The sequence below is a fragment of the Streptomyces sp. SBT349 genome, from assembly GCF_001083795.1.
GTDB lineage: Bacteria > Actinomycetota > Actinomycetes > Streptomycetales > Streptomycetaceae > Streptomyces.
In genome coordinates this window covers 19,221-27,849 of sequence record NZ_LAVK01000070.1, presented here as the reverse complement: position 1 = coordinate 27,849, position 8,629 = coordinate 19,221, and the positions used below count along the sequence as shown (strand labels likewise).

The 8,629-nt window shown below is 72.4% G+C and carries 7 protein-coding genes; 6 read left to right on the top strand and 1 reads right to left on the bottom strand.

Annotated elements, in window-relative coordinates; all coding sequences use genetic code 11:
* A partial coding sequence (locus ADY01_RS11700) for an ATP-binding cassette domain-containing protein (RefSeq protein WP_049570283.1) occupies positions 1 to 481 on the bottom strand: 481 nt, incomplete at its 3' end.
* A gap of 139 nt (positions 482 to 620) precedes the next feature.
* On the opposite strand from ADY01_RS11700, the gene ADY01_RS11695 reads away from it, so the two are divergent.
* From ADY01_RS11695 to ADY01_RS11670, 6 genes are all read left to right on the top strand, one after another.
* Positions 621 to 1,319: a FadR/GntR family transcriptional regulator gene (locus tag ADY01_RS11695; protein WP_049570280.1), complete on the top strand. Its 699-nt coding sequence runs from the start codon at positions 621 to 623 to the stop codon at positions 1,317 to 1,319.
* A gap of 385 nt (positions 1,320 to 1,704) precedes the next feature.
* Positions 1,705 to 2,232, top strand: coding sequence for a M23 family metallopeptidase (locus ADY01_RS11690; RefSeq protein ID WP_234320183.1), 528 nt, complete (start codon positions 1,705 to 1,707; stop codon positions 2,230 to 2,232).
* Positions 2,233 to 2,754: 522 nt separating this feature from the next.
* The gene (locus tag ADY01_RS11685) at positions 2,755 to 3,996 is read left to right on the top strand and encodes a glucuronoxylanase (RefSeq protein WP_420715635.1); all 1,242 of its coding nucleotides are present in this window, start codon (positions 2,755 to 2,757) and stop codon (positions 3,994 to 3,996) included.
* A gap of 132 nt (positions 3,997 to 4,128) precedes the next feature.
* Entirely contained in the window at positions 4,129 to 5,217 is a 1,089-nt protein-coding gene (locus ADY01_RS11680) for a family 43 glycosylhydrolase (RefSeq protein ID WP_053170730.1), read from the top strand.
* Positions 5,218 to 5,297: 80 nt separating this feature from the next.
* Positions 5,298 to 6,644 carry a DUF6055 domain-containing protein gene (locus ADY01_RS11675; RefSeq protein WP_049570275.1) on the top strand — a complete coding sequence of 449 codons (1,347 nt, stop codon included), beginning with the start codon at positions 5,298 to 5,300 and terminating at the stop codon, positions 6,642 to 6,644.
* A gap of 81 nt (positions 6,645 to 6,725) precedes the next feature.
* Positions 6,726 to 8,570, top strand: a complete 1,845-nt coding sequence (locus tag ADY01_RS11670; RefSeq protein ID WP_049570272.1) for a DUF2207 domain-containing protein — start codon at positions 6,726 to 6,728, stop codon at positions 8,568 to 8,570.
* Positions 8,571 to 8,629 lie beyond the last annotated feature (59 nt).

Sequence of the window (8,629 nt, the reverse complement as noted above, 5' to 3'; positions counted from 1 at the left end):
CCCCGACCCGCGCCAGCAGCTCCACCGCGCGGGCCCGGGCCGTCGCCGTGGACAGCGCGCGGTCGTGCACCAGCAGCGCCTCGGCTATCTGGTCGCCGACCCGCTGCACCGGGTTGAGCGCCGACACCGGATCCTGGAAGATCATCGCCACGTCCCGGCCGAGTACCCGCCGGAGTTCGGGGCCGGGCAGCGCCATCAGGTCGACCCCGTCGAGCAGGGCCCGCCCGGTCACCCGCTGGACCCCGGCGGCCGGCAGCAGGCCGAGCGCCGCGAGTACCGTCACGCTCTTCCCCGAGCCGGTCTCGCCCACCACGCCGAGCGTCTCACCGGCCGCGACGTCGTAACTGACGTGGTCCGCGGCCCGTACCGTACCGGCGGAGGAGGCGAACTCCACCGTCAGCTCTCTCAGACTCAGCGCCGGCCGCCGGCCCTCCCGGACGTCGGCCGCCGCGCCGCCCCGGGCTGCTTCCCGTTGTGTCACCGGCGCTCCTCGCGGAGGTGAGGACGCCGTCCAGGGACCGCGTCATGAGGGATATCCTACAAGTTGGGAACGTAGGATGGGCTGGCGGACCGTGTCAAGAGTTGGGCAGGGCGTGAAGAAGACAGAGGGGGATGCCGCGGTGCCATCGGGGTTTCAGCGACTTGGGTCCGGATCACCGCTGCACAAGACGGTGCAGGAGGAGATCCGGCACTACATCATCCGGCAGGGGCTGCGCCCCGGGCAGCCGCTCAAGCCGGAGGCCGAGCTGGCGCGCCTCTTCGGCGTCAGCAGGAACTCGGTCCGGGAGGCGGTGAAGGCCCTGGAGTCCATCGGCGTGCTGGAAACCCGCCGGGGCAGCGGGGTCTTCGTCAAGGACTTCTCCTTCGCGCCGCTGCTCGACAACCTGCCCTACGGGCTGATGCAGGGGCGCCGCGCCCTGAGCGAGCTGCTCGCGCTGCGCAAGACCCTGGAGTCGGCCATGATCGGGGACGCCATGCGGGCGCTGACGCCCGCCAGCGAGACCGCCCTGCGCGAGGTGCTGGCGGCCATGCGGCAGCGCGCCGAGGCCGGCCTCGGCTTCGAGGACCAGGACCGGGAGTTCCACCGGCAGCTCTTCGCCGACCTCGGCAACGAGATGCTGCTCCAGCTGTTCGACCTGTTCTGGGTGGCCTACCACCGCGCCGCGCCCGCCGCCCCGCACCGCCACCCGGCGGAGATCCACCGCAGCCACGCGCTGATCCTCCAGGCGGTGCTCAGCGGCGACCCGGACCGGGGCCGGGAGGCCATCCGGCAGCACTACGTGGGCATCGAGGAACGGATCGGCGAGTCGGCGCCGTGAGGTCGCGGACGTAGGGCCGGTCCTAGGGCCGCGTCAGCCGAGGTTCGCCCCGTCGCGACGCCCCGCATGGCACCTCGCTGCGTTGCCGCATCACCCGAGTGCTCCCCCGGACTCCGTCCGGGAGGTGCCCCCACGCACGAGGGCGATCCGGCTCCCTCCTTGCCCGCCAACGGGCAGGAGGGGCCCAGCGATGCACCGCACCGGACGCCGCTCCTCGACGGGCAAACCCTGACCGACGCGGCACCAGCCGGAACGGCTCGTCCGGCGTCGTGTCGCCGGTCCGTCATTGGTCGCCACTGTGGCGAGACGCGGATGGCTTGTTGACCTGTTCATGTCCCCCTAGGGTGCGTTCCGATCACCGACGGCATCCGAGAAGGAGAAACGCATGATCACCAGCCGAGTCCGGCGTTTCATGCTGCGTTCGACGGTCACGACCATGGCGTGCGGGGCGTTCGTGGCGGGGCTCATGGCCGCGCCCGCCGGCGCGCAGCCGCTCACCGGCCACCAGGCCGCGGCCGAGGCCGCGGTCGCCGGGGCCTGCCCGGCCAGCGGTCGCATCAGCCAGGGCTACCACAGCAACCACGACGGGATCGACATCGCCAACAGCCTTGGCACCCCCATCCACGCGGCGGACGCGGGGACGGTCACGCACTCCGGCCCGGCCTCCGGATACGGGCAGTGGATCCGGATCAGGCACGCCGACGGCTCGGTGACCGAGTACGGGCACATGTACCAGCGTGACGTCGCGGTCGGGGCGAGCGTCGGCGCGGGTCAGCGGATCGCCCTGATGGGCAGCGAGGGCCAGTCCACCGGCCCCCACCTGCACTTCGAGGTCCATCTCGACGGCGCGTTCGGATTCGGCGACGACCCGATCGCCTACATGAGTGCCCGCGGCGTCGCGCTGCCCTGCTGATCCTCCCAGCCGTTCAGCGGGAGAGCGCCGCGTGAACCCCCCGCCCCCCACGGACGACCGGGGGTCCACGCGGCGCTCCAGCCCGGTGGGGGCCACGCCGACTTCCTGGCCGGCGCCGCTTCACCCGTTCCGTCCGGCAGATGGCCATGAGGCTGCTGGGCCGTGACGGAGCGTCGGGGTGTCCACCCGTCGACCGACTCCTGAGCAAGCCGCCCCCGCGAGGCCCCGTGCCGCCCGTCTCCGGCGGGCCGAAACGGGCCGCGTCCCATGGGTTGTCCGTGGCGGGGGGAGCCGTTACCGTGAGAGAAATCCAGGCATCCGAACGGCATTCGATATATCGAATATGGGAGCGCTCCCAAAGCCGGTGGTCGGTGAGGTGAGGCGAGACGACGTCGCCCCAGGCGATCGGATCCGGGACGGCGCGGATCAACCCCCCACACAGGAGTGATGATGACGTCCCATCGGAACGAACCCGTGGCCTCGGGGCCGGGATCTCCACGTCGGCGGTCCGTCCTGGCGACGATGAGCGCGCTGCCGGTCCTCGCGGCCGCGCCGCCGGCCGTGGGGGCGACGAGGGCGCCGTCCGCGGCGGCCGCCGCCGAGGTGATCGTCGACCCGTCCGCGCGGCGGCAGACGATCCGTGGCTTCGGTGGCATGAACCACACGGTCTGGATCAACGACCTGACCCCCGCCCAGCGGGACACGGCATTCGGCAACGGCGAGGGCCAGTTGGGGTTCTCCGTGCTGAGAATCCCCGTCCACGAGGACCGGGCGAGCTGGAGCGGCGAGGTGGCGACGGCGCGGCGGGCCGTCGAGCACGGGGCGACCGTCATCGCGTCGCCGTGGAATCCCCCCGCGCAGATGGTCGAGACCTTCGTGCGCGGCGATCAGTCCGACGCCAGGCGGCTCCGGTACGACATGTACGGCGCCTACGCGCAGCACCTGAACGACTTCCACCGGTTCATGCGGGACAACGGGGTGAACCTGTATGCCGTGTCGGTGCAGAACGAGCCCGATTACGCGCACGAGTGGACGTGGTGGACTCCGAACGAGATGATCCGGTTCCTTCGGGAGAACGCCGGCTCGATCGAGACCAGGGTCATCGCGCCGGAGTCCTTCCAGTACGTGAAGGGTTTCTCGGACCCGATTCTCAACGACGCGGGAGCGCTCGCCAACCTGGACGTTCTCGGGGCTCACCTCTACGGAACGCAGTACCAGAACTTCCCCTATCCCCTCTTCAAGCAGAGGGGCCAGGGCAAAGAGCTCTGGATGACCGAGGTCTACCACCCCAACAGCAGCGATTCGGCCGACCTCTGGCCGCAGGCGCTCGACGTGGGGGAACACATCCACCACGCTCTGGTGGACGCCGAATTCCAGGCGTATGTGTGGTGGTACATCCGGCGGAGCTACGGCCCGATGAGGGAAGACGGGCGGATCAGCAAGCGCGGCGCCGGCATGGCGCACTTCTCGAAGTTCGTCCGCCCGGGATACGCGCGGATCGACGCCACGCCGACTCCTCAGTCGAACCTCTACGTCTCGGCGTACAGCGGCGGTGGCTCCGCGGTGGTCATCGTCGCCGTCAACAAGGGCGCCTCACCGGTGAGTCAGCCGTTCACCTTGGTGAACAGCGCCTCCTCCAGCGTGTCGTCCTGGGTGACGGACGCGAACAGGACCCTCACCTCCCGGGGCGCGAGCACCGTGTCGAACGGCTCCTTCACGGGCGAGCTGCCCGCTCGCAGTCTGACGACCTTCGTGACCGGCTGAGGCGTCCCGGCTGCCCGGCGAACGGAAGGGTGAGAGCCCGCTGTTCGCTATCCCGGACATCGTTCGCCTTGCCGGAGGCCGCCGTTCCTCAGCACCCCTGCCCATCCCACCCGTAGAGAAGGAGGCACCGCGATGACGCATCGTCGGCCGTCGATCCGCCTGGTCTCGGCGGCGGGGGCCCTGCTCCTCACCGCCGTCGGACTCGCCGCCACCGCGGGACCGGCCTCGGCCCGGCAGCCCGCGTACGCCGCGGACACCGCCGGGACCGAAGCGGCCCACCCGCCAGGGGCCGCGCCGGACACCCCGCTCGGCACCGGGCTGGCGGCGAACCCCATCGTCACCGACATCTACACCGCCGACCCCGCCACGCTGGTCGTCGACGGAACCGCGTACGTCTTCACCGGGCGCGACGAGGCGGCGCCCGGCCAGCAGCAGTTCGTCATGCGCGAATGGCACGCCTTCTCCTCGCGTTCCCCCTCGAACGACCCGGCGGCCTGGCAGCCCCACGGAGCGGTTCTCTCGCTCGACACCTTCGCGTGGGCCGGCGCGAACGCCTGGGCCTCCGAGGTGGTGGAGGGCCCCGACGGCCGGTTCTACTGGTTCGCCTCGGTCGACGGCCGCACCGACGACGGGTGGATGAACATCGGGGTCGCGGTCGCCGACCACCCGCTCGGCCCGTACCGGGACGCCATCGGCGGCCCGCTGATCTCGGACGCCACCCCCGACTCCTCCGCGCTGAACATCGACCCGACGGTGTTCATCGACGACGACGGCGAGATCCACCTGTACTGGGGCTCCTACTGGGAGCCCAGAGCCGTGCGCCTGCGGGACACCATGACCGCACTGGACGGCGAGGTCTTCGAGCCGGCGGGCCTGACGGGCTTCTGGGAGGCGCCCTGGCTGTTCGAGCGCGACGGCGTCCACTACCTCGCCTATGCCTCCAACTCCGGCGCCGACTGCGTCACCGACTCGGCCTACGCCTGCGTCAGATACGCGACCGCCGACAGCCCGGCGGGCCCCTGGACGCACCGGGGAGTCGTGCTGGGCCAGGTGAGTTCGACGACGAACCACCCGGCGATCATGGAATTCGGCGATCAGTGGTACATGGTCTACCACTCCGCCGACGCTCCCGGCGGCGGGAACTTCCGCCGCTCGGTGGAACTTGACGCGCTGTTCTTCAACCCCGACGGCAGCATGCGCGAGGTCGTGCAGACCTCGTGAGCCGATGCCGGCCCCGATCTCCCTCGGGGCCGCCCCCCACATCGCGACGGAAGGGTGACCTCATGTTCCGAAAACCTGGAATGCCCGGCTTACGGGCCCGATGGCGCCGCGGCCTGGTGTTCGCCGCCGCGTTCGCCACGACTCTCGCGCTCGCGGGCCCGGCAGGCTCGGCCGGCGCGGTACCGGACACGGGCGTCCAGCAGGAGAAGCAGACGCGGGTCCCGCGGTTCATGATCGACGCGGGCGCCGAGACCGGGAACGTCGCCGAGTCCGAGCACTTCGCCGTCCGCTGGGGCGACGCGGTCGACGCCGTCGCGTGGGGACGGCAGAACCGCGGCATCGACAACTACCCGCAGTGGGTCGCGGACCACATGGACGACATCTACGAGTTCTACGTGGACGAGGTCGGATTCGTCGATCCCGCCGACCACGAGGCCGGATCCCAGTACAGGATCAATCTCCATCTGTGCGGGACATGGTCGGACGACTTCCTGCCGCCCGCCAACTGGGCCGGCCGCGACGACATCGGGCTGGGGCACATATGCCTGCCCTACGACAAGATCTGGGACGACTGGGTCGAGTCGCACGAGTTCACCCACGTCCTCCAGAACTACGCCGTCGACATCAACATCGCCAACGGCCACGGCGGCGGATGGGGCGCCGGCAACCCGGTGGCCGGGCCGGTGTGGGAGGCCCACGCCAACTACCTGGCCCGCCTGAAGCGCCCCGAAGTGGTCGTCGGTTCGGGCTACCTGATCGACCGCCAGCACCGCCGGTGGCTGTCCCAGGAGACGTACTACGGCGACTGGATGCTGTTCAACACCATCCGGGACATCCACGGGCCGGAGGTGATCGACCGGTTCTGGTACGAGGCCGAGCAGGGCGAGCACCCGATCGACACCATCAAGCGCGTCCTCGGCCTCGACCATCAGGAGTTCGCCGACCTCATCGCGTCGTACACGTCCCGGCAGGTCGTCTACGACTTCTCCGACGCCGCCGGGATCCGCAGCGACCTCTGGCGCGGCGGCGGGAGCTACCGCCCGCTGCACACCGATCCCCTGCAGAGCCTCGGCGGCGGCCAGTACCGGATCGCCGACAGCGACGCCCCGCACCAGTACGGGCACAACATCATCCGGTTGAACCCGAGCGGCGGCCAGGTGTCCGTCCAGTTGCAAGGGCGGTCGAACCTCTCCGGCGCCGACTGGCGGTTCCGGCTGGTGGCGGTGTCGCCCGACTTCTCCGTCCGGTACAGCGACACCTTCGCTCCGGGCCAGACGGCGAACTTCAGCCTCCAGGGCGGCGAGACGCACATGATGCTCGCCGTCGCGGCCACCCCTTCGCAGCACCGCAACTACCCGATGTGGGAGGTCGGGGTCGGGGACCCGTTCCCCTACGAGCTCTCGATCCAGGGCGCCTCTCCCGCGTAGAGCGCGCCGCAGCGCACGCAGGCGCTGGCCCGCCGCCCACCGGGCGGCGGGCCGACACGTGGCCGATAGTCTCCTGCCCGGATGGCGACGGGCGACGGTGAGGAGGCCCGGATGCGGGCCAGGTCGGTGGGGTGGCGCAGGCGGCGGGACGCGGCTCTGCTGCTCGTGGGCGCGGTGTCGGTGGGGCTCGTCGGGCTGCTGGGCGCCCTGCTCGGGTCGCCAGGGGAACGAATCCCCCGGATGTGGGTCGGCGCCGAGATACGTGCCGACGGGACGGCCCGGATCACCGAGGTGATCGACTACGCCTTCAACGGCGAGCAGCGGCACGGCATCTACCGTGACGTGCCGGGGACGGAGCCCGGGGACGTCGGCGAGGTGGCCGTCACGGCGGACGGCGAGCCGGTGCCGCACCGCGTGGAGGACGGGCTGGACGCCCGCATCGTGATCGGCGACCCGGACGCGACGGTGTCCGGGACCCACCGGTACCGGATCGAGTACACCCTGCCGCGTCTCGGCGACGACGAGTGGCTGGCGTGGGACGCCGTGGGCACGGGGTGGGACGTGCCCGTCGGACACGTCGACGCGCATCTGACCGCCCCGTTCACCCTGCGAGGAACGAGCTGCGTGTCGGGGCCGTCCGGTTCGCGGGGGGACTGCGGGACGCGGCGGCAGCCCGCACCGGGCCACCTGGTCGTCACCGAGGACGGACTGGGGCCGCACGAGGGGCTGACGCTGTACGCGGAGGTCGGCGAGGCCGACGCGGGCGGCGCGCCGGCTCCGCCGGAGGCCCCGGGCGGACGGGCCGCCGCCGTCGAGGCCGGGGACAGCGCGTGGTCGGGGTGGCTGTGGGCCACCGTGATCGCCCTCGCCGCGACGGCCCTGGCCGCTGAACTGGTGCGGCTGGCGGGGCGGGAGCGGGGCGGGGGGGTGGACGGCCGGATCCGGCGGACGGACGTCCGGCGGCTGCGCGCCTCGGTCACGCCACTCGGCGAGCCGCCCGCGGGCATCGCCCCCGCGCAGGCCGGCATCCTGCTCGCCGACCGGGTGCGCCGGGAACACCTGGCGGCGTGGCTGCTGACCGCGGCGGCGGACGGGCATCTGACCATCAGCGGCCACAAGAAGCCCGTGCTCCACCAGGCCGGCGAGCAGGCCGGCGAGCGGCCGGCGGGCGACGCGGCCGACCCGCTGACGGGTGAGGTGCTCCAGGCCGTGTTCGCCCGCAAGCCGCGCGTCCCGCTGGGCCAGTACAACAGGGCGTTCGCCACCGCCTGGAAGCTGCTCCGGGAGCGGCTCGACGCGTGGCGGCGCACGGGTGGCGACGGGCTGTGGGAGCCGTTCGGGGAGCGGCGCCGCCGGATCGCCCGGTGGGGCGGCGCGGTGGCCGCGGGCGCCGGAACGGTCGTCGTGGGCATCGCGGCGACGGACGTGGCGGATCCGGGCACGGGCTGGCGGGCGCCGCTGGCGGTCGGCGCGGCCCTGGCCGGCGCCGGGCTCGCGGCCCTCGTGCGGGCCTGGGAACTGCGGGCACGCACCGCGCGCGGCTCCCGCCTGTGGTGCCAGGCGGAGGGCTACCGGCGTCATCTGGCCGGCCTCGGGCCGCACGGATGGGAGAAGCGGGACGAGGACCGGATCACCGCGTGGGCAGTGGCCCTCGGCGAGGCCGAGGCGTGGACGGCGGCGGCCGACGCGGCGAACGCGCGTACGTCCCGCACGCGGGCACGGACGGCCCTGCCCGGGGACGACGAGACGCTCCGGCCGCACCTCGCCACGTACCTTCCGCTGGCGGCCGTGTCCGCCGCCACGCCGCCGTCGTCCGGCGGCTCGGGTGCGTCCTCGGGCTCCTCGTCGGGCGGTCACAGCGGCGGAGGCGACAGCGGAGGAGGGGTCGGCGGGGGAGACGGCGGCGGGGGCGGCGGCTCATGGTGACGACGGCGCCGTGAGGAACGTTCTCCGCGAGTGACACCGCCCCGGCGCGCGGGCGCGTC

What these genes read in the sequence shown, in the direction of transcription:
- ADY01_RS11690 (WP_234320183.1), top strand. Translation starts at nt 1,705, where the DNA reads ATGATCACCAGCCGAGTCCGGCGTTTCATGCTGCGTTCGACGGTCACG.
- ADY01_RS11685 (WP_420715635.1), top strand. Translation starts at nt 2,755, where the DNA reads ATGAGCGCGCTGCCGGTCCTCGCGGCCGCGCCGCCGGCCGTGGGGGCG.
- ADY01_RS11680 (WP_053170730.1), top strand. Translation starts at nt 4,129, where the DNA reads ATGACGCATCGTCGGCCGTCGATCCGCCTGGTCTCGGCGGCGGGGGCC.
- ADY01_RS11675 (WP_049570275.1), top strand. Translation starts at nt 5,298, where the DNA reads ATGCCCGGCTTACGGGCCCGATGGCGCCGCGGCCTGGTGTTCGCCGCC.
- ADY01_RS11670 (WP_049570272.1), top strand. Translation starts at nt 6,726, where the DNA reads ATGGCGACGGGCGACGGTGAGGAGGCCCGGATGCGGGCCAGGTCGGTG.